We start from the raw sequence: 20,804 nt of genomic DNA, 5'->3' as shown, positions 1-20,804 counted from the left end.
GAAGGCCGGTCGCCGAAGCGAGGGCCGGGTTGAGAAAGACTGCAATGAAGCTTCATGGTCGACACGGTGCGGCGCACCTCCTGTCGTCTCGGCCCGATGACGCGTGTAAGCCTTGTCCGAGGTGCGACCACGCGCCGCTTTCCACCGACAGCGTCAGGGGAATTGCGATGCCATGCGAGGCGGGCATCGGCTGACGCGGCTGCGCGTGCCATCGCGGCAGCATCGCCCCGACTTGGAGGACACGCGCATGGAGCGACTCTTTGATTCCTTCGCCAACACCGTCGCACGCTGGACGGGCAGCCCGGCGGCCTTCCTGGTCTGTGTGGTCGTGGTCGTGGCCTGGGCGGCCGCAGGGCCCTTCTTCGGCTTTTCCGAAACGTGGCAGCTGGTGATCAACACGGGCACGACCATCGTCACCTTCCTCATGGTGTTCCTGATCCAGAACACGCAGAACCGCGACAGCGCCGCCCTGCAGACCAAGCTCGACGAGCTGATCCGCACCTCCGACGCGGAAGACGAATTCATCGGCATCGAGCGGCTCACGGACAAGGAGTTGATCGCGCTGCATGCGCGCTGCGAGGCGGCGGCCAAGCAGAGCCAGGCAACGCTGGCGAAGACGCGGGCCGAACGCAGGCGCCGCGGGCATGACGACATCAACGGGGATCGGGCCGAGTAGCGAGAGCGGAGAGCGGCATTCCCCGGTACGGCGCCAGAAAGCAAAAAGCCCAATCTCGGAAGATTGGGCTTTTGCTGGATTTGGTGGCCTGGGGCGGAATCGAACCACCGACACGCGGATTTTCAATCCGCTGCTCTACCAACTGAGCTACCGGGCCTTGGTGTGCAGCCTCAAATTATACAGCGCTTCTGCGGCCTCGCGAAAGGTCCACGCCAAGTTGTTTGAGTTTTCTATAAAGATGGGTGCGCTCGAGGCCGGTTTTCTCGGCCACGCGGGTCATCGACCCGTTCTCCATCGCGAGGTGGAACTCGAAGTAAGCCTTCTCGAAACCGTCGCGCGCATCGCGCAGCGGGCGGTCGAGGTCGAAGCTCTGGGTCGACTGCGGGCCCGCGTCGGCCACCGGCACGGCCGCCAACGACGCCATCAGCAGGCTGTCGCCCGTGGTCGTGATGGCGGCGGCCTGGTGGGCGCCCGTGGGCGGCGGCACCACGCCGGCGGCGGTGCGGCGGGCGTTCTCGCGTGCCAGCCCCTGCTCCACGGCCTTGAGCAGCTTCTGCAGCGTGATGGGCTTTTCAAGGAACGCGAAGGCACCGATGCGCGTGGCATCGACCGCGGTGTCGATGGTGGCGTGCCCGCTCATCATGATGACGGGCATGCTCAACAGGCCCGCGGTGGACCATTCCTTGAGCAGCGTGACGCCGTCGGTGTCCGGCATCCAGATGTCGAGCAGCACGAGATCGGGCCGGGCGCGTTGTCGGGCCGCGCGGGCTTCGGCGGCGTTTTCCGCGAGCTCCACGTTGTGGCCTTCGTCATTGAGAATTTCGAAGAGCAGGTCCCTGATGCCCAGCTCGTCATCGACCACGAGAATGTTTGCCATGAGTGCTGCTTGTTGTATGCGCTGTGTGTATTGATCCGCTCCCGATCCAGCCGCGTGCGCTGGATTCACCGGTACTCAGGCGGACGAAGACTTCGAATCTTCGGTGTGAGCGACCGCTGCTCGCGGTTCGCCTGCCAGCGCGAATGATAGCGAGACTTGCGCGCCGGCCACAGCCCCGTCCACGACACGGTTGGAAAGCTCGATGCGCGCACCGTGTTCGTCGGCGATCTTCTTGACGACGGCCAGGCCCAAACCGGTACCTTTTGTTTTCGTCGTGACGTAGGGTTCGAAGGCGCGCTTGAGAATATTTTCGGCAAAGCCGGGGCCGCTGTCCTGCACGGTGAGGCGCACGCGCTGGCCCGAATCGCCCAGCCGCGTGCGAATGACGACCTCGCCCACCTGCCCCGTGCCGCTGGCGGCGGCCTCGGCGGCGTCCTGTGCGTTCTGCAGCAGGTTGTGCACGACCTGGCGGATCTGCTGTTCGTCGCCGCGCACGGGCGGGCAGCGCTCGTCGAGCTCCGAGCGCAGCGTGATGGGCAGGTTCTCGGTGTGATACAGCTGCAGTACGTCGGCCAGCAGCGCATTGAGGTCCACCGGCCTGAGGTCGGCCGCGGGCAGTCGCGCGTAGTCGCGGAACTCGTTCACCAGCCGCTTCATCGCATCGACCTGGTCGACGATGGTCTTGACCGACTTCACGAGGATGGCCTGCTCGGGCGGCGCCACCTTGCCCGAGAGCTTCATCTCGAGCCGCTCGGCCGACAGCTGGATCGGCGTGAGCGGGTTCTTGATTTCGTGCGCCAGGCGCCGCGCCACCTCGCCCCAGGCCTGCGCACGCTGGGCCGAGACGATTTCGGAGATGTCGTCGAACACCAGCAGCCGCGCGTCGCCCGGCAGCTCGGCGCCGCGCGCGACGATGTTGATGGCGTCGTCCTGCTGCGGCATGTCGGTGCCCGTGGCGTGCAGCTCGAAAGCGTGCTGCCAGTGGTCCAGGCCGTGCTGCATGCGCTCGACCAGGAACTCGTCGAACTGCTGCTGCACCTTGGCACCGAAGTCGGCCAGGCCCGGCACATTGACCAGCGCCTGCCCTTCGTAGGCGGCGAGCGGCGCGCGCAGCACGCGGGTGGCGCCCGGGTTGGTGGACAGCACGGTGCCCTTGGCGTCGAGCACGATGACGCCCGAGGTCAGGTTGTCCAGAATGGTCTGCAGGTTGTCGCGGGCGGCGTCGAGCTGGTCCATGGTCTTCTCGACCGCGCCGCGGGCGTCGGCCAGCTGCTGCGTCATGACGGCGAACGAGCGCGTGAGGCCGCCGAGTTCGTCCTTGCCCTGCAGCACGGCGGTGGGCCGCAGGTCGCCGGCGGCCACCTGGCGCACGCCGTCGGCCAGCACGAGCAGCGGTCGCGCCAGCTGGTTGCCGAACAGCACGGCCAGCAGCACGGCGCCGAACACGGCCAGGAACAGGCTCAGCGTGAGCGTGCCGATGTACATGCGGCGCAGCCCCTCGCGCGCCAGTGCGCGCTCCTGGTACTCGCGGTTGGCCTCCTGCACGGCCAGCGCGTTGGCGACCACGGCCGGCGGCAGCGGCCGCGTGACCTGCAGGTAGCGCGGCGCGGTGTCGAAATCGAAGCCCGGTCGCTGCACCATGGCCAGCGCGCGCACGCTGGCGGTCGACGGCGTGGCGCTGGGCAGCGCGGTTTCTTCCAGGCCCTCGATGTGCGCGACGGCGCGGTCGGGGCGCACCTGGCGAAACTGCTGCACGGTCGGCCGCTCGGGGTTGAGCTGGAAGCGCGACGCGCCCGCGCTGGCCACCAGCTGGCCCGAGCCGGTCCAGAGGATCACGTCGGTGGCTTCGAGCTGGTCGCGGATGCGCTCCAGCAGCAGCCCCGCGCTCGCGTCGGGCACCTGCGCCAGCTGCGCGCTGGCGGTGCGGGTTTTCGCGGCGAGGTCGTCAGAGAGCGAGTCGAGCGTGGCGCGGCCCAGGTTCAGGCCGGCATCGAGCGCGCCCTCCACCTTGACGTCGAACCAGCTCTCGATCGAGCGCGCGACGAACTGGTAGGACACCACGTAGACCAGCGCCCCCGGCACCACGCCCACGAGCGCGAAGATGGCGGCGAGCTTGATCAGCAGCCGGCTGCCGAACTTGCCCTGCCGCAGCCGCCGCAGCAGCCGGAACGCGACCCAGCCGATTACCAGCACCAGCAGCACGGCCACCACCACGTTGATGCCGAACAGGCGCACGTAGTAGCGCTCGTACAGCGCGCGGTTGTTCGTGGCCTGCGCCAGCAGGAAGATCAGCACCAGGCCGATGGCCGTGACCATGGCCGCGCCGACGCCCACGGCCCAGCGCAGGGCGCGCGAGCGGCGGGCGGCGGGCGTGGCCGCGGCGCCGCTGCGCGGCTTGGTGCTCACCGCTGCTTCTCCAGCGGCAGCCGGGCGGTGCGCTCGGCCGCGATGTTCCATTCGGCCTGCCCGACCATGCCAATCTGGAAGGGACGCGGCAATTGCGAGGTGTCGAGCCGGAAGCGGAAGGTGACCTGGTGCAGCGGCTCGTCGCCGATCTCGGCGGCGTCGCCCAGGCGCATCCGGCCGATGCGCTTGATGGCCTCGAGCGCGTCGCCGAGGCTGTCGAAATTCTGGTTCAGCGAGATGCCGAAGCCGGCGGCGCCGGTGATCGGCACCGGCGACACATTGAGCCGCCAGCGGCGCGTGAGGGGCTGGTAGGCCAGCCGCATGTGGCGCGCCACCTGCGCGACCTTGCGGTCGGTCCAGTACCAGCGCTCCTGGAAGACCTCGGCCTCGGCCACGAAGTAGATGGCGATGCCCTTGTCGAGCACGTCTTCGACCAGCGTGGGCAGCTCGAACTGCACGGCCGCGCTGAGATAGACGCCGTCGTCGGCCTGCTCCAGGCGCATCTGGGTGATGGTGGCACCGCCGGCGCGGGCCTGGGCGGTGGCGGCGGCGGGGAACAGGGCCATCCACAGGGCCCAGACCAACAGCAAACCGGCCAGCAGGATCGACCGGCGGCCGTCAGTGCGGCGCGGGTTTTTCAAGCAGGGCGTAGAAGAAGCCGTCGTGGTCACCAGAGGGATTGTCCGGGACGCCACGGGCATTCGCCCCACTTTGAGGCAGCAAGTGTCCCGGGGACGGCAGCAATCGGGCGTCGGTGTTGCGTACAAGAAACGCATCAATTTGTTGCGCGCCTTCTTCGCGGAACACGGAACAGGTGCAATAAAGCAGCCGGCCGCCGGGCCGTACGAGCGGCCAGAGCGCGGCCAGCAGCGTCGCCTGCTGGGTCGCCAGCTGGGCGGTGTCGCTCTCGCGGCGCAGCCAGCGCACGTCGGGATGGCGCCGCACGATGCCCGAGGCGGTGCACGGTGCATCCAGCAGGATGGCGTCGAACAGCACGCCGTCCCACCAGTCGGCGGGGCGGCCGGCATCGGCCACCACCACCTTGGCCTTCAGGCCGAGGCGAGCGAGCGTTTCGTCGATGCGGCGGCTGCGCACGGCATCGACCTCGAGCGCGGTCACCTCGATGGCGTCGGCGCCGGCCCGTTCGATCAGGTGCGCGGTCTTGCCGCCGGGGGCGGCGCAGGCGTCGAGCACGCGCAGCGGCGCGGCGCCGGGCTTGGACGGCAGCAGGCCGTCGAGCAGCAACGGGGCGGCGAGTTGCGCGGCGGCGTCCTGCACCGAGCAGGCCCCGTCGGAGAAACCGGGGAGCTGCTGCACGGGTCGGGCCCGCGTCAGCTGCAGGCCGTCGGTGCCGACGCGCGTGGCGCCGAGGCCCACGGCTTCGAGTTCCAACAGGTAGGCGGCCGGCGTCGATTGCAACGCGTTGACGCGCAAGGTCATCGGCGCCTGGGCGTTGTCGGCCGACAGCACGCGCTGCCAGTCACGCGGATGGTCGCGCTTGAGGCGCTCGATCCACCAGCGCGGGTGGTTCCATTGCGCGACCGGTTCGGTGTCGGTGGCGGCCACGAGTTCGTCGCGCTCGCGCAGGAAGCGGCGCAGGCAGGCGTTGATGAAGCTGGCCTGCGCGCGCGTTGCCGGGTTGCGCTTGGCGGCTTCAACAGCCTGATCAACCAGCGTGAACGGCTCGTAGGGGGCGTGGTCGCTGTGCCAGGCCAGCGCGAGCGCGGTGCACAGCAAGGCGTCGGGCAACGGCGGCGGCGTGCGCTTGGCCAGGTGGCGACGCAGCGCCTCGGCGCGGCCGAGCCAGCGCAGCACCTGGAAGCCGAGGGCCTGCACGCCGGGGCGCAGCGCGGGCTCGACGGCCTCGACGGCCTCGAACGCGACGGTGCCCGAGGTGCCGGCGCGAATCGACGCCAGCGCCCCTGCGGTCAGTTGCAGTTGGCGCCAGAGCGGCGGTTGTTGCGGCGCCGAGGAGGCGCTGCCCGAAGAGGGGTCGGAGGAAAGATCTGCTGGCAAGTTGGAGCCGATGGTAACGGGCGAGAAAGACAGCACGCCGCGCGGTGGAAAGAGAAACGAAGGCGCTACCCGCCTGTCGTCAGATCGGGTCAGGTCAAAGCAGTGGGGCCGCGGGCCGCAGCCGCACGATCCAGGCCACGAGCAGCGCCGGAAACTGGGCGATGCCTGCGTTGTACTGCGCCACAGCCTGGTTGAACTGGCCGCGCGCGATTTCCGCTGCAGCCGACGGCTCGGGCCAGGCGATGGGCGCGGCCGGATCGGACGCGCCGCCCAGGCCGGGCATCAGCGGCGCGGGCCGCGACAGCGTGCCGTCCGCGTCGAACACGGTGACCGCGCCCGGGTACTGGCGCCGCCATGCGGCAATGAGCACCTGCAGCGCGGTGGCCAGCGCCGCCATGCTGCCCGGGTCGAGCGGGCGCACCCGCGTTGCGCCGAGCAGGGTCGCGAGCTGCGTGGTGGCGGCCTGCAACGGTGCCACAGTGGGCGCGCCCTCGGGCGGCGTCTCGGGCCGCGGCGCGGCGGTGATGCTGGCCTGGACGAAATCGAGCTGCTTGCGCAGCGCCACGTCGAGCACGGCATAAGCCTGGAGCACGGCCGCACGCAAACGCACGAGCCGGTTGTAGGCGCCCACGAACCAGAACAGCAGCAGCGCGACAACGAGCCAGCCGGCCAGCGAATCGGGCAGGACGCTCATCGGAAACAGAACCTCTTGGTCATCGGTCGGAACCCTGCAAACACAAAGAAAAACGCCCCCCGACCGGTTCGGTCGGGGGGCGTGGGCTACCGGTCATGCCGGTGATGCTAACCAATTACTCGGTCGCAGCGCCTTCGTTGGCGTCCACCGTGCTGGTCGTCGCTTCGCTCTCGCTGGAGCCGGCCAGATCGGCGGCTTCCGACTCGGCGATGGCGCGGCGCTCGGCCTCGTCCATGGCGTCCTTGACCTTGCGGGCCTGGTGGTACGCCATGCCGGTGCCTGCGGGAATCAGGCGACCGACGATGACGTTTTCCTTCAGACCGCGCAGCTCGTCGCGCTTGCCCATGATCGCGGCTTCGGTCAGCACGCGCGTCGTTTCCTGGAACGAAGCGGCCGAGATGAACGAGTCGGTCGACAGCGACGCCTTCGTGATACCCAGCAGCAGGTTGGTAAACGTTGCGGGGATCTTGCCGTCGGCGCGCAGGGCGTCGTTGGTGTTGAGCATTTCGCTGCGTTCGACCTGTTCGCCGGAGATGTAGCTCGTGTCGCCGATGTTGTCGACCACGACGCGGCGCAGCATCTGGCGAACGATCACCTCGATGTGCTTGTCGTTGATCTTCACACCCTGCAAACGGTACACGTCCTGCACTTCGTCCACGATGTAGCGCGCGAGTTCTTCCGAACCCAGCAGGCGCAGGATGTCCTGCGGGTCTGCCGGACCGTCGACCACGCTTTCGCCCTTGTTCACCACCTGGCCTTCGTGCACCAGGATGTTCTTTTCCTTCGGCACGAGGTCTTCGTAGACGCCGCCTTCGGGATCGGTGATCTGCAGGCGAATCTTGCCCTTCGTTTCCTTGCCGAACGACACGGTACCGGTCATTTCGGCGAGCATGCCCTTGTCCTTCGGCGAACGGGCTTCGAACAGCTCGGCCACGCGCGGCAGACCGCCGGTGATGTCTCGGGTCTTCTGACCTTCGACCGGGATGCGTGCCAGCACTTCGCCGGGGCCCACGTCCTGGCCGTCGCGGATCTGCACCAGCGAGCCGATCGGGAAGCCGATCGTCACCGAGTGGTCGGTGCCGGGGATCTTCACTTCCAGGCCCTGGGCGTCGATCAGCTTGACCTGCGGACGCACGACCTTGGCAGCGCCGCGGCGCTTCGGGTCGATCACGACCAGGGTCGACAGACCGGTCACTTCGTCCACCTGCTTGGCGACCGTCAGGCCTTCCTCGACGTTCTCGAACTGCGCCTTGCCGGCGAACTCGGTAATGATCGGGCGGGTCAGCGGGTCCCAGTTGGCGAGCACGTGGCCGGCCTTGATCTGCTGGTCGGCCTTGACGGCCAGGATCGCGCCGTACGGCACCTTGTGACGCTCGCGCTCACGGCCGTGCTCGTCATGAATGACGATCTCGCCCGAACGCGAAATCACGACCAGCTCGCTCTTGCTGTTGGTCACGTAGCGCATCGTGGCGTTGAAGCCGATCGAGCCGTTCGACTTGGCTTCCACGCTCGAAGCGATGGCAGCGCGCGAAGCGGCACCGCCGATGTGGAAGGTACGCATCGTCAGCTGCGTGCCGGGTTCACCGATGGACTGGGCAGCGATCACACCGACGGCTTCGCCGATGTTGATCAGGCCGCCGCGGCCCAGGTCGCGGCCGTAGCAGGTCGCGCAGATGCCGAAACGCGTTTCGCAAGTCAGCGCGGTGCGGACCTTGACTTCGTCGACGCCCTGGGCTTCCAGGACTTCGATGTTGTCTTCGTCGAACATCTCACCGGCCTTGAGCAGCACCGAACGGTTTTCCGGGTGCAGCACGTCGTCCGCAGCCGAGCGGCCGAGGATACGGTCGCGCAGCGACTCGATCACTTCACCGCCTTCGACGATGGCGCGCATCAGGTAACCGCCGTGCGTGCCGCAGTCCTGCTCGGTCACGACCAAGTCTTGCGTCACGTCGACCAGACGACGGGTCAGGTAACCCGAGTTCGCCGTCTTCAGCGCCGTGTCGGCCAGACCCTTACGGGCACCGTGGGTGGAGATGAAGTACTCCAGCACGTTCAGGCCTTCGCGGAAGTTCGCGGTAATGGGCGTCTCGATGATCGAGCCGTCCGGCTTGGCCATCAGGCCCCGCATACCGGCCACCTGGCGAATCTGCGCTGCGGAACCGCGGGCGCCGGAGTCGGCCATCATGTAGATGGAGTTGAACGACTCCTGCTCCACGTCCTTGCCGTGGCGATCGATGACGCGCTCCTTGGAGAGCTTGGACATCATGACCTTGGACACTTCGTCGCCGGCCTTGCCCCAGATGTCCACCACCTTGTTGTAGCGCTCGCCGGAGGTCACGAGACCCGAGACGTACTGCTGCTCGATCTCTTTCACTTCCTTGGCTGAACGCTCGATGATGCCGTGCTTTTCAGCGGGCACCAGCATGTCGTCGATCGCGATCGAGATACCGGCCTTGGTTGCCAGACGGAAGCCGTTTTGCAGCAGCTTGTCGGCGAACACGACGGTCTCTTTCAGGCCGCACTTGCGGAACGAGACGTTGATGAGCTTGGAGATTTCCTTCTTCTTCAGCGCCTTGTTGATGTTCGAGAACGGCAGGCCCTTGGGCAGGATCTCGGACAGCAGGGCGCGGCCCACGGTGGTGTCCACCAGCGAGGTCGACGGCGTGAACACGCCGGTTTCCTTGTCCTTGGTGTACTCCGTGATGCGCACGGCGATCTTGGCGGTGAGCACAACCACGTCGGCGTCGAGCGCGCGCTGGACTTCACCGATGTCGGAGAAGACCAGGCCCTCGCCCTTGGCGTTGATGCGGTCGCGGGTCGTGTAGTACAGACCCAGCACCACGTCCTGCGAAGGAACGATCGACGGTTCGCCCGAAGCCGGGAACAGCACGTTGTTGGAGGCCAGCATCAGCGTACGGGCTTCCATCTGTGCTTCCACCGACAGCGGCACGTGGACAGCCATCTGGTCGCCGTCGAAGTCGGCGTTGAAGGCCGCGCAAACGAGCGGGTGCAGCTGGATGGCCTTGCCTTCGATCAGGATCGGCTCGAACGCCTGGATGCCCAAACGGTGCAGCGTAGGCGCACGGTTCAGCATGACCGGGTGTTCTTTGATGACCTCTTCCAGGATGTCCCAAACCACCGGCGTACCCGATTCGACTTCCTTCTTGGCAGCCTTGATCGTGGTCGCGATGCCCATGGCTTCGAGGCGCGAGAAGATGAAAGGCTTGAACAGTTCGAGCGCCATCAGCTTGGGCAGGCCGCACTGGTGCAGCTTGAGCGTCGGGCCCACCACGATGACCGAACGGCCCGAGTAGTCCACGCGCTTGCCCAGCAAGTTCTGGCGGAAACGACCGCTCTTGCCCTTGATCATGTCGGCCAGCGACTTCAGTGCGCGCTTGTTGGCGCCCGTCATGGCCTTGCCGCGGCGACCGTTGTCCAGCAGCGAGTCGACCGCTTCCTGCAGCATCCGCTTTTCATTGCGAGCAATGATTTCCGGAGCCTTCAGCTCCAGCAGGCGGCGCAGACGCGAGTTGCGGTTGATGACGCGGCGGTACAGGTCGTTCAGGTCGGAGGTCGCGAAGCGGCCGCCGTCCAGCGGCACCAGCGGACGCAGGTCCGGCGGCAGCACGGGCAGCACTTCGAGCACCATCCAGTTGGGCTTGATGCCCGACTTGCGGAAGGCCTCGAGCACCTTCAGGCGCTTGGAGTTCTTCTTGACCTTGACTTCGGAGCCGGTCAGGTCGCCGCGCAGGCGTTCGATCTCGCTGTCGAGTTCGATGCCTTCGAGCAGGTCCTTGATGCCTTCGGCGCCCATCTTGGCGATGAACTCGTCACCGTATTCCTTGCGCTTGGCGTCGTAGTCGTCCTCGGACATGATGCCGAACTTCTTCAGCGGGGTCATGCCGGGGTCGGTGATCACGTACGCTTCGAAGTACAGCACGCGTTCGATGTCGCGCAGCGTCATGTCGAGCACGAGGCCCAGACGCGACGGCAGCGACTTCAGGAACCAGATGTGGGCGCAGGGCGCGGCCAGGTCGATGTGACCCATGCGCTCGCGACGCACCTTGGTCTGCGTGACTTCAACGCCGCACTTCTCGCAGATCACGCCGCGGTGCTTCAGGCGCTTGTACTTGCCGCACAGGCACTCGTAGTCCTTGATGGGGCCGAAGATCTTGGCGCAGAACAGACCGTCGCGCTCGGGCTTGAACGTGCGGTAGTTGATCGTCTCAGGCTTCTTCACCTCGCCGAAAGACCACGAACGGATCTTCTCGGGCGAAGCCATGCCGATCTTGATGGCATCGAAATGCTCATCGGGCGTGAATTGCTTGAACAGGTCGAGTAGCGATTTCATAAGACTCTTTCCCTTTTCAACTTAGGAACGCTCGAGCTCGATGTCGAGACCCAGCGAACGAATTTCCTTGACCAGCACGTTGAACGATTCCGGCATGCCGGCTTCGATCGAGTGTTCGCCCTTGACGATCGACTCGTACACCTTGGTGCGGCCGACCACGTCGTCGGACTTCACGGTCAGCATTTCCTGCAGCACGTAAGCGGCGCCGTAGGCTTCCAGTGCCCACACTTCCATTTCACCGAAGCGCTGGCCACCGAACTGGGCCTTGCCGCCCAGCGGTTGTTGCGTGACGAGCGAGTACGGGCCGGTCGAACGAGCGTGCATCTTGTCGTCGACCAAGTGGTGCAGCTTCAAGAAGTGCATGTAGCCGACAGTGACGGGACGCTCGAACTGGTCGCCGGTGCGGCCGTCGTACAGGTACGCCTGGGTGCGCGTATCGGTCAGGCCCTTGAGCTTGGCGATGTCGTCCGGGTAGGCGAGCTTCAGCATGCCGCGGATTTCTTCTTCCGAGGCGCCGTCGAACACCGGCGTCGCGAAGGTCGCGCCGCTTTGCAGGTTGGCCGCCATATCGAGCAGCTCGGTGTCGCTCAGCTGGCCGAGCTCTTCCTTGCGGCCCGAGCCGTTGTACAGCTGCTCCAGGAACTTGCGCAGCTCGGCCACCTTGGCCTCTTGCTGCAGCATGTCACCGATGCGCTGGCCGATGCCCTTGCCGGCCCAGCCCAAGTGCACTTCAAGCACCTGGCCCACGTTCATCCGCGAAGGCACGCCCAGCGGGTTCAGGCAGATGTCGCACGGCGTGCCGTCGGCCATGTGGGGCATGTCTTCGACCGGAACGATCTTGGACACCACACCCTTGTTGCCGTGACGGCCGGCCATCTTGTCGCCGGGTTGCAGGCGGCGCTTGACGGCCAGGTAGACCTTGACCATCTTGAGCACGCCCGCGGGCAGCTCGTCGCCCTGCGTGAGCTTCTTGCGCTTTTCTTCGAACGCGAGGTCGAAGCTGTGGCGCGTTTGCTCGAGCGAGTTCTTGATCGACTCGAGCTGCGAAGCCACTTCGTCTTCCGCCGGACGGATGTCGAACCAGTGGAACTTCTCGACCGACGACAGGTAGGCCTTGTCGAGCTTGGTGCCCTTGGCCAGCTTGTTCGGGCCGCCGTTGGCGACCTTGCCGGTCAGCAGCTTCTCGATACGGTCGAACGCGTCGGCTTCGACGATGCGCAGCTGGTCGTTCAAATCAAGGCGGAAGCGCTTCAGCTCGTCGTCGATGATCTGCTGGGCGCGCTTGTCGCGCTGGATGCCTTCGCGGGTGAACACCTGCACGTCGATCACAGTGCCTTGCGAGCCCTGGTCCACACGCAGCGAGGTGTCCTTCACGTCGGAAGCCTTCTCGCCGAAGATGGCGCGAAGCAGCTTCTCTTCCGGCGTCAGCGTGGTCTCGCCCTTCGGCGTGACCTTGCCCACCAGCGTGTCGCCCGGCTGCACTTCGGCGCCGACATAAATGATGCCGGATTCGTCGAGGCGGTTGAGCTGCTGCTCGGCCAGGTTCGGGATGTCGCGCGTGATTTCTTCGGCGCCCAGCTTCGTGTCGCGCGCCATCACCACCAGTTCCTCGATGTGGATCGAGGTGTAGCGGTCTTCGGCGACGACGCGTTCGGAGATCAGGATCGAGTCTTCGAAGTTGTAGCCGTTCCAGGGCATGAACGCGATCAGCATGTTCTGGCCGAGGGCCAGTTCGCCGAGGTCGGTCGATGCGCCGTCGGCCACCACGTCGCCCTTGGCGATCTTGTCGCCGCGCTTGACGATGGGACGCTGGTGGATGTTGGTGTTCTGGTTCGAACGCTGATACTTGATCAGGTTGTAGATGTCCACACCGACTTCACCGGCTGCCGCTTCGGCGTCGTTCACGCGCACCACGACACGGGTCGCATCGACGTAGTCGACGATACCGCCGCGGGTGGCCGTGACCACGGTGCCCGAGTCGACCGCGGAAACGCGCTCGATGCCGGTACCGACCATCGGCTTTTCGGGGCGCAGCACAGGCACGGCCTGACGCTGCATGTTGGCGCCCATCAATGCGCGGTTCGCATCGTCGTGCTCCAGGAACGGCACGAGCGAGGCAGCCACCGACACGATCTGCGCGGGCGACACGTCCATGTACTGGATGCGTTCGGCACCGACCAGGATCGATTCGCCGGCTTCACGTGCCGAGACCAGGTCGCCGGTCAGCTTGCCGTCCTTGTCCAGGACCGCGTTGGCCTGGGCGATGACGTACTTGCCTTCTTCGATGGCCGACAGGTAGTCGATGTCCATCGTGACCTTGCTGTCGACCACGCGACGGTACGGCGTCTCGATGAAGCCGTATTCGTTCAGGCGGGCGTACAGGGCCAGCGAGTTGATCAGACCGATGTTCGGGCCTTCAGGCGTTTCGATCGGGCACACACGGCCGTAATGGGTCACGTGCACGTCGCGCACTTCGAAGCCTGCACGTTCACGCGTCAGACCACCCGGGCCAAGGGCCGACACGCGGCGCTTGTGGGTGATTTCGGACAGCGGGTTCGTCTGGTCCATGAACTGCGACAGCTGCGACGCACCGAAGAATTCCTTCAGCGCGGCCGAGATCGGCTTGCTGTTGATCAGGTCGTGCGGCATCAGCGGCTCTTGCTCGGCCTGACCCAGACGTTCCTTCACGGCCTTCTCGATACGTGCCAGGCCGGTGCGGTACTGGTTTTCGGCCAGTTCGCCGACGCAACGCACGCGGCGGTTGCCCAGGTGGTCGATGTCGTCGACTTCGCCGTTGCCGTTGCGCAGGTCCACGAGGATCTTGACGACAGCCAGGATGTCTTCGTTGGTCAGCACCATCGGGCCGGTCGACTCGTCGCGGCCGACCTTGGCGTTGAACTTCATGCGGCCCACGCGCGACAGGTCGTACGTGTCCGGGTTGTAGAACAGGCGCTGGAACAGGGCCTGCACTGCGTCTTCCGTCGGCGGCTCGCCGGGGCGCATCATGCGGTAGATGGCCACGCGCGCAGCGAACTCATCGACGGTTTCGTCGATGCGCAGCGTCTGCGAGATGTACGCGCCCTGGTCCAGTTCGTTCGTGTAGATGACCTGGATGTCCTGCACGCCCGAGGTACGCAGCTTCTTCAGCAGCGCTTCGGTCAGTTCGTCGTTGGCCTTGGCCAGGATTTCGCCGGAGTCGGCGTCGACGATGTTGCGGGCGATGACGCGGCCGATCAGGAAGTCTTCCGGCACGCTGATGTGCGTGGTGCCGCCCTGCTCGAGCTCACGCGTGTGGCGCGCCGTGACGCGCTTGTCCTTGGCGACCACGACCTTGCCCGACTTGTCGGTGATGTCGAAGCGCGCGACTTCGCCGCGCAGACGCTCGGAGACGAACTCCATCTGCGCGCCGCTGTCCATCAGGCGGAAGTTGTCGTTCACGAAGAAGTTCGCGAGGATCGATTCCGGGTTCAGGCCGATGGCCTTCAGCAGGATCGTGACCGGCATCTTGCGGCGACGGTCCACGCGGAAGTACAGCATGTCCTTCGGGTCGAACTCGAAGTCGAGCCACGAACCGCGGTAAGGAATCACGCGGGCCGAGAACAGCAGCTTGCCCGAGCTGTGCGTCTTGCCCTTGTCGTGTTCGAAGAACACGCCGGGCGAACGGTGCAGCTGCGAGACGATCACGCGCTCGGTGCCGTTGATGATGAACGAACCCTTGTCGGTCATGAGCGGCACTTCGCCCATGTAGACCTCTTGTTCCTTCACTTCCTTGACCACCTTCGACTGCGACGTCGACGACTCGCGGTCATAGATGATGAGCTGCACCTTGGCGCGCACGGCCGAGGCGAAGGTCAGACCACGGGTCTGGCACTCACGCACATCGAACGCCGGCTTCGCCAGGTTGTACTCGAGGAACTTCATCTCGACGAAACCGTTGTGCGAGACGATCGGGAAGGCGGCGTCGAACGCGGCCTGCAGGCCTTCGACGGTGCGTTGTTTGGGGGCGATGCCGGCTTGCAAGAACGCGGTGTACGCGTCTTTCTGCATCTGCAGCAGGTAAGGGATTTCGACGACGCTGTCGCGGTTACCGAAACTTTTTCGGATGCGCTTGCGTTCGGTGTAACTGTACGCGGACGATTGGGCCATGAGAGCTCCGGTGCTTGAGATCTTCAGCGACTTGTCAGCGATGCCGGACGAACGGCATCACTGCTTGGCGGCTGGCCACTACCAGCCGTTGGCGGACGGCGATGCATTGCACATCGCCCGAACCAAGGGGTCTTCTGCAGTCGGGTTCAGAAGACACTCAAAAATCGTCTTGGTTTTTGCTTTTCCGTCGACCTTTCGGTCTTCGGGAAAGCCGGAACCAAGCCGGCTTTTGGGTGCGCTCTGAAAGCGGCAAAGGCTGGAGGGCCTTTTCAGGCACCTCCAGCCCTCTAGGGGGTCTGAATTACTTCAGTTCCACCTTGGCACCGGCATCTTCCAGCTTCTTCTTGGCGGCTTCAGCGTCAGCCTTCGACAGGCCTTCCTTGACAGCCTTGGGAGCGGCTTCCACCAGGTCCTTGGCTTCCTTGAGGCCCAGGCCGGTGATTTCGCGCACGGCCTTGATCGCCGACACCTTGTTCGCGCCAGCATCCATCAGCATGACGTTGAATTCGGTTTGTTCTTCAACGGCTGCAGCGGCGGGGCCGGCAGCTGCGGGGCCCGCCATGGCGGCAGCGCTCACGCCAAACTTCTCTTCGATGGCTTTCACCAGGTCGTTGAGTTCCAGGACCGTCATGCCGTCAAGCGCGGTCAGAAATGCGTCTTTATCGAATGCCATTTTTGTTTCCTAACAATTGGGTTGAATATTTCGAACGCGGGCCGCTTACGCGGGCTGCGCTTCGGCTTCCGCCGGTGCATCGGTTGCGGGTGCTGCTTCGCCTTCGCCACGCTTCGCGGCCAGCGCCGCGAGAACGCGTGCCGTACGGGAAATCGGGGATTGCATCAAGCCCAGCAACTGCGCCAACAGCACTTCCTTCGAAGGGATGCTTGCGAGCTGCTTCACGCCGTTCACGTCCAGGGCCTTGCCGCCAAACGCACCACCGCGAATCACCAACTTGTCGTTGGTCTTCGCGAAGTCGGCCACCACCTTGGCGGCGGCCACTGCGTCTTCGGAAAAGCCGTAGATCAGCGGACCGGTCATCTGGTCGCCAATGACTTCAAATGCGCTACCAGCCACAGCACGGCGTGCCAGGGTGTTCTTCAGAACACTCAGGGTCACACCCTTGCTGCGAGCTTCGGCACGCAGTTTGGTCATGTCGGCAACCGAAATACCACGGTATTCCGCCATCACGAGCGTTTGAGCTTTTGCGGCGAGGCTGGTCACATCACTGATGACCGCTTCTTTCTCACTGCGATTCAGACTCAAGGTCTACTCCTTTTAATGCGACCTTCGGCCGGGGCCTCGGATCGCGCTTCATGCAGCGACCAACTGTTTCGGAACAAAAATCAAATTCCTTGCAGTGGGGTCGCCATCTGCGCTGGATACCGGAAGGATCGATCCGGCCATTAAGTGCAGCGCCCTGCACACCAGCGGTCTTGGATGGCTCGCGGCAACCGAAGCTGCCGCGACCCACCACATTCGCCCTGCCCCTTTCAGAGCCGGGCCAATCTCTTCAGCTCGCCGAGATGGTTTGCGTGTCCACGCGGACACCCAGACCCATGGTCGACGACACAGCCACCTTGCGCAGGTACACACCCTTGCTGGTCGCGGGCTTGGCCTTGACCAGAGCGTCGATCAGCGCAGCGAGGTTGCCTTGCAGCTTGTCGTTGTCGAACGAGCGACGGCCGATCGTGCCGTGGATGATGCCGGCCTTGTCGACGCGGAACTGGACCTGGCCAGCCTTGGCGTTCTTGACAGCGGTGGCGACGTCAGGCGTCACGGTGCCAACCTTGGGGTTGGGCATCAGGCCACGCGGGCCGAGGATCTGACCGAGCGTACCGACGACGCGCATGGCGTCAGGAGCAGCGATCACGACGTCGAAAGGCATGTCGCCAGCCTTGACCATCGCAGCCAGGTCGTCCATGCCGACGATGTCGGCGCCGGCGGCCTTGGCTTCTTCAGCCTTGGCGCCTTGGGCGAACACAGCAACGCGCTTGGTCTTGCCGGTGCCGTTCGGCAGCACGACAGCACCGCGGACCACTTGGTCCGACTTCTTCGCGTCGATGCCGAGCTGCACAGCCACGTCGATCGATTCGTCGAACTTGGCGGTAGCGGCGTCCTTGACGATGACGATGGCGTCAGCCAGGGCGTACAGCTTGTTGCTGTCGACCTTGCCTTCGAGCGACTTTTGCTTCTTGGTGATCTTGGACATTTACACGCCCTCCACATTCACGCCCATCGAGCGGGCCGAGCCGGCGATGGTGCGAACTGCTGCGTCGAGGTCGGCGGCAGTCAGGTCCTTCATCTTGGCCTTGGCAATTTCCTCGAGCTGAGCGCGCGTGATCTTGCCGACCTTGTCGGTGTGCGGACGGGCCGAGCCCTTGTCCAGCTTGATGGCCTTCTTGATCAAGGTGATCGCCGGGGGCGTCTTGATGATGAAGGTGAAGCTCTTGTCAGCGAACGCGGTGATGACCACCGGCAGCGGCAGACCCGGCTCGACGCCTTGGGTTTGCGCGTTGAACGCCTTGCAGAACTCCATGATGTTCAAACCACGCTGGCCCAGTGCGGGACCGATGGGTGGTGACGGGTTGGCCTTACCAGCTGGCACTTGCAGCTTGATGAAGCCGACGATTTTTTTCGCCATGCTTTGCTCCTTGCGGGTGATATCGCCTTGGCTTTCGCCGCGGCTCCCCGGGGTTAAACGACTCTTCGATCAAAGCCGCGCGCCGAGTCGGACAACGCGCAGCCGGAAACTAGCAGGCCCGCCCGAAGGCAGGCCGTGGGATCAGGTCTTCTCGACCTGACCGAATTCGAGCTCCACAGGGGTGGCGCGGCCGAAAATCATGACCGACACGCTGACCTTGCTCTTCTCGTAGTTGACATCTTCCACCGTGCCATTGAAGTCGGTGAACGGGCCTTCCTTGACGCGCACAAATTCACCCACGGTGAACTCGACCTTGTGACGCGGCTTCTCGGTGCCCTGCTGCATCTGGTTGACGATGTCCTCGACTTCCTTCTGCGAGATCGGAGCCGGACGGTTCTTGGCACCGCCCACGAAACCCGTCACCTTGTTGGTGTGCTTCACCAGGTGCCAGCTCTCGTCATCCATGATCATTTCGACCAGCACGTAGCCCGGGAAGAAGCGGCGCTCGGTGGTGCGCTTCTGGCCATTCTTGATTTCGACCACTTCTTCGGTCGGGACCAGGATGCGGCCGAACTTGTCCTGCATGCCGGCGCGGGTGATGCGCTCGGTGATGTTGCGCTCGACAGCCTTCTCCATGCCTGAATAGGCATGCACCACGTACCACCGCAGATCAGGGTTGGCAGCAGGCATCAGAAGGGGATTTTTCTCCTCTTCCGGCGTGCTCGGCGTGGTTTCAACTGCGTCGTCGGTCATTATTTTCTCCAGCCCAGAATGAGGTCAAAGAACACCCATTCGAGCGTCTTGTCGGTGAGCCAGAGGAAGACGGACATGATCGCCACGAAGGCGAACACATAGGCCGTCATCTGCATCGATTCCTTGCGGGTCGGCCAGACGACCTTCTTGACCTCGCGCCACGAGTCACGACCGAAAGCCCACAGCTGACGGCCATTCTCGGAGCTGCCGAAGGCGCCCACGGCCGCGGCCAGGCCGACCAGCAGCGCAGCCCATTGCACCAGCGAGCCTTGGCGCGACAGCAGGTAGAACGCCACGATGGCGCCCACTGCCAGCACCACCGCCGCAGCCAGCTTGGCTTTGTCGGCACCCGTGCTCACGGTTTCGATTTGAGAAGTGGCCATGTCGGCTGATTTCCTGTGACCTTGCGGCCTTCAATTCAATGCGTCCCTTGAGACGCCGAAGCCCACCGGATCGCGATGGGCTTGTCGGGGTGCCACCTAGGTGGCAGGGGCAGTAGGAATCGAACCTACAACCTTCGGTTTTGGAGACCGACGCTCTGCCAATTGAGCTATACCCCTCCGGTACTCTTTACGCTTGGCTTAGATGTCGAGGATCTTGGCCACGACGCCCGAACCCACGGTACGGCCGCCTTCACGGATGGCGAAGCGCAGGCCTTCTTCCATCGCGATCGGGTTGATCAGCTTCACGGTGATGCTGACGTTGTCGCCGGGCATGACCATTTCCTTGTCCGTGGGCAGCTCGATCGCGCCGGTCACGTCCGTCGTGCGGAAGTAGAACTGCGGACGGTAGTTGTTGAAGAACGGCGTGTGACGGCCGCCTTCGTCCTTGGACAGGACATAAACCTCGGCGGTGAAGTGCACGTGCGGCTTGATCGAGCCGGGCTTGCACAGCACTTGGCCGCGCTCGACTTCTTCGCGCTTCGTGCCGCGCAGCAACACGCCGACGTTGTCGCCCGCTTGACCTTGGTCCAGCAGCTTGCGGAACATTTCCACGCCGGTGCAGGTGGTCTTGACCGTCGGGCGGATGCCGACGATTTCGATTTCTTCGCCGACCTTGATCACGCCGCGCTCAACGGCGCCGGTCACCACGGTGCCGCGACCCGAGATCGAGAACACGTCTTCGACGGGCATCAGGAACGTGCCGTCCACAGCGCGCTCAGGCGTGGGGATGTACGTGTCCAGCGCTTCGGCCAGCTTCAGGATGGCTTCTTCGCCCAGCTTGCCCTTGTCGCCTTCGAGAGCGAGCTTGGCCGAGCCGTGGATGATGGGGGTGTCGTCGCCAGGGAACTCGTACTTGTCGAGCAGCTCGCGCACTTCCATTTCGACCAGCTCGAGCAGCTCGGCGTCGTCGACCATGTCGCACTTGTTCAGGAAAACGATGATGTAGCCCACGCCCACCTGGCGAGCCAGCAGGATGTGTTCACGGGTCTGGGGCATCGGGCCGTCAGCGGCCGAGCACACCAGGATGGCGCCGTCCATTTGAGCGGCGCCCGTGATCATGTTCTTCACATAGTCGGCGTGACCGGGGCAGTCGACGTGTGCGTAGTGGCGGTTGGCCGTTTCGTACTCGACGTGCGCGGTATTGATCGTGATGCCGCGGGCCTTTTCTTCGGGCGCTGCGTCGATCTGGTCGTAAGCCTTGGCTTCGCCGCCGAACTTGGCCGACAGAACGGTTGCGATCGCAGCCGTCAGCGTCGTCTTGCCGTGGTCAACGTGACCGATCGTGCCCACGTTCACGTGCGGCTTGGTGCGGGTGAATTTACCTTTTGCCATTTTTCGACTCCGAAAAAAACGATTTCAACGCATGCAGATGGGTCGCAAGCCTGTCGTTGCAACCCCAGAAAACTGGTGCCCTTTGCGGGAATCGGACCCGCGACCTCTCCCTTACCAAGGGAGTGCTCTACCACTGAGCCAAAAGGGCTTTTGTTCTAACCAAATCGCTTCCGGCGCCGAACCGGGTCTCTGGAGCGGGAGACGGGAATCGAACCCGCGTCATCAGCTTGGAAGGCTGGGGTTCTACCATTGAACTACTCCCGCATCGGGGGCACTTCAAGGCACCCAAAGCGCTAGATCCAATCGCTCTTAGAAACCAAATTCATCGCTGGTGGAGAGGGCTGGATTCGAACCAGCGTACTCGTAAGAGGGCAGATTTACAGTCTGCTGCCATTAACCACTCGGCCACCTCTCCGGCGAACCTCGAAATATAGCACGATTTTGTGACTACACAGGATTCCCAGCAAAAGA

The 20,804-nt window shown here is 64.5% G+C and carries 15 protein-coding genes and 5 tRNA genes; 1 reads left to right on the top strand and 19 read right to left on the bottom strand.

The genetic code is table 11. From position 1 onward, the window contains the following. Positions 1 to 247: 247 nt before the first annotated feature. Positions 248 to 676, top strand: coding sequence for a low affinity iron permease family protein (locus IG196_RS01905; protein ID WP_192194746.1), 429 nt, complete (start codon positions 248 to 250; stop codon positions 674 to 676). 81 nt (positions 677 to 757) lie between these two features. Here the strand turns inward: IG196_RS01905 and IG196_RS01900 are convergent. From IG196_RS01900 to IG196_RS01810, 19 genes are all read right to left on the bottom strand, one after another. Further along, positions 758 to 833: transfer RNA gene (locus tag IG196_RS01900), tRNA-Phe, on the bottom strand. A gap of 18 nt (positions 834 to 851) precedes the next feature. Further along, positions 852 to 1,553 carry a response regulator gene (locus IG196_RS01895; protein ID WP_099794860.1) on the bottom strand — a complete coding sequence of 234 codons (702 nt, stop codon included), beginning with the start codon at positions 1,551 to 1,553 and terminating at the stop codon, positions 852 to 854. 75 nt (positions 1,554 to 1,628) lie between these two features. Then, positions 1,629 to 3,959: a sensor histidine kinase gene (locus tag IG196_RS01890; protein ID WP_192194745.1), complete on the bottom strand. Its 2,331-nt coding sequence runs from the start codon at positions 3,957 to 3,959 to the stop codon at positions 1,629 to 1,631. Further along, positions 3,956 to 4,600, bottom strand: coding sequence for a DUF4390 domain-containing protein (locus IG196_RS01885; RefSeq protein ID WP_412556364.1), 645 nt, complete (start codon positions 4,598 to 4,600; stop codon positions 3,956 to 3,958). The genes IG196_RS01890 and IG196_RS01885 overlap by 4 nt, the downstream gene beginning before the upstream one ends. Continuing rightward, positions 4,578 to 5,975: a 16S rRNA (cytosine(967)-C(5))-methyltransferase RsmB gene (gene rsmB / locus IG196_RS01880; RefSeq protein WP_192194744.1), complete on the bottom strand. Its 1,398-nt coding sequence runs from the start codon at positions 5,973 to 5,975 to the stop codon at positions 4,578 to 4,580. Before rsmB ends, IG196_RS01885 begins: the two co-directional genes overlap by 23 nt. 94 nt (positions 5,976 to 6,069) lie before the next feature. Next, positions 6,070 to 6,669, bottom strand: a complete 600-nt coding sequence (locus IG196_RS01875; RefSeq protein ID WP_099794857.1) for a lema family protein — start codon at positions 6,667 to 6,669, stop codon at positions 6,070 to 6,072. Positions 6,670 to 6,784: 115 nt separating this feature from the next. Further along, positions 6,785 to 11,020, bottom strand: a complete 4,236-nt coding sequence (gene rpoC, locus IG196_RS01870) for a DNA-directed RNA polymerase subunit beta' (protein ID WP_101488435.1) — start codon at positions 11,018 to 11,020, stop codon at positions 6,785 to 6,787. Positions 11,021 to 11,041: 21 nt separating this feature from the next. Then, positions 11,042 to 15,166, bottom strand: a complete 4,125-nt coding sequence (gene rpoB, locus IG196_RS01865) for a DNA-directed RNA polymerase subunit beta (protein ID WP_192194743.1) — start codon at positions 15,164 to 15,166, stop codon at positions 11,042 to 11,044. A gap of 301 nt (positions 15,167 to 15,467) precedes the next feature. Beyond that, positions 15,468 to 15,839, bottom strand: a complete 372-nt coding sequence (gene rplL / locus IG196_RS01860) for a 50S ribosomal protein L7/L12 (RefSeq protein ID WP_101488433.1) — start codon at positions 15,837 to 15,839, stop codon at positions 15,468 to 15,470. 45 nt (positions 15,840 to 15,884) lie between these two features. Continuing rightward, a complete protein-coding gene (rplJ, locus tag IG196_RS01855) occupies positions 15,885 to 16,427 on the bottom strand; it encodes a 50S ribosomal protein L10 (RefSeq protein ID WP_099794853.1) in 543 nt (180 codons plus the stop codon). A 247-nt stretch (positions 16,428 to 16,674) separates the two neighbouring features. Next, the gene (rplA, locus tag IG196_RS01850; RefSeq protein ID WP_101488432.1) at positions 16,675 to 17,373 is read right to left on the bottom strand and encodes a 50S ribosomal protein L1; all 699 of its coding nucleotides are present in this window, start codon (positions 17,371 to 17,373) and stop codon (positions 16,675 to 16,677) included. Then, complete coding sequence (gene rplK / locus IG196_RS01845; RefSeq protein ID WP_056584627.1) at positions 17,374 to 17,805, bottom strand: 50S ribosomal protein L11; 432 nt, start codon at positions 17,803 to 17,805, stop codon at positions 17,374 to 17,376. A gap of 141 nt (positions 17,806 to 17,946) precedes the next feature. After that, a complete protein-coding gene (nusG, locus tag IG196_RS01840; RefSeq protein ID WP_099794852.1) occupies positions 17,947 to 18,558 on the bottom strand; it encodes a transcription termination/antitermination protein NusG in 612 nt (203 codons plus the stop codon). Continuing rightward, positions 18,558 to 18,941, bottom strand: a complete 384-nt coding sequence (gene secE / locus IG196_RS01835; RefSeq protein ID WP_062479313.1) for a preprotein translocase subunit SecE — start codon at positions 18,939 to 18,941, stop codon at positions 18,558 to 18,560. Before secE ends, nusG begins: the two co-directional genes overlap by 1 nt. A gap of 101 nt (positions 18,942 to 19,042) precedes the next feature. After that, positions 19,043 to 19,118, bottom strand: a tRNA-Trp gene (locus IG196_RS01830). Positions 19,119 to 19,139: 21 nt separating this feature from the next. Then, the gene (gene tuf, locus IG196_RS01825) at positions 19,140 to 20,333 is read right to left on the bottom strand and encodes an elongation factor Tu (protein WP_101488430.1); all 1,194 of its coding nucleotides are present in this window, start codon (positions 20,331 to 20,333) and stop codon (positions 19,140 to 19,142) included. A gap of 73 nt (positions 20,334 to 20,406) precedes the next feature. Beyond that, positions 20,407 to 20,481 (bottom strand) — tRNA-Thr (locus IG196_RS01820). A 42-nt stretch (positions 20,482 to 20,523) separates the two neighbouring features. After that, a tRNA-Gly gene (locus IG196_RS01815) sits at positions 20,524 to 20,597 on the bottom strand. A gap of 65 nt (positions 20,598 to 20,662) precedes the next feature. Beyond that, positions 20,663 to 20,748, bottom strand: a tRNA-Tyr gene (locus tag IG196_RS01810). Positions 20,749 to 20,804 lie beyond the last annotated feature (56 nt).

It is taken from the genome of Variovorax sp. 38R (genome assembly GCF_014843395.1).
In the GTDB taxonomy this organism is placed as follows: Bacteria; Pseudomonadota; Gammaproteobacteria; order Burkholderiales; family Burkholderiaceae_C; genus Variovorax; species Variovorax paradoxus_H.
This window is presented reverse-complemented; position numbering and strand designations above follow the sequence as displayed.